The sequence below is a fragment of the Pseudomonas sp. HAR-UPW-AIA-41 genome (assembly GCF_002304225.1).
Taxonomy (GTDB): domain Bacteria; phylum Pseudomonadota; class Gammaproteobacteria; order Pseudomonadales; family Pseudomonadaceae; genus Aquipseudomonas.
Map to the genome: position 1 here is coordinate 1 of NZ_NSLB01000032.1, position 433 is coordinate 433.

Sequence of the window (433 nt, forward strand, 5' to 3'; positions counted from 1 at the left end):
GGCCGAATGCTTTTTCTCCTGTAATGGTTAAGTCCCAGTCACCAATGAACACGATCGATTGCACATCGATGACTTCCATTGTATAAACTGGAATCAATAGTCCAACTGCATAAATGTTTGAGCGCTTAAAATGCCAGCGATGACAAAGAGCATGTAAAAACTCCCATAGCTATGACTAAGCCCCAGAACCATTCTGTTAGACCAAACATCCACATCGATAACGCATACAAAATGGAAGAGAGAGCAAAGATATTTTTTTCCTTAAAGCGAGTCGCCCATTTTGAGATCACAACGGTTAATAAGGCGACAAGTAGTCCATTTTCTGAGATTAATAGGCCGAATGCTTTTTCTCCTGTAATGGTTAAGTCCCAGTCACCAATGAACACGATCGATTGCACATCGATGACTTCCATTGTATAAACTGGAATCAATA

Annotated in this window: 1 pseudogene; it reads right to left on the bottom strand. The window is 40.4% G+C overall.

The window, feature by feature from the left end:
* Nucleotides 1–125: 125 nt before the first annotated feature.
* Nucleotides 126–433 (bottom strand): annotated as a pseudogene (locus CK486_RS17735) (hypothetical protein); the annotation flags it as partial.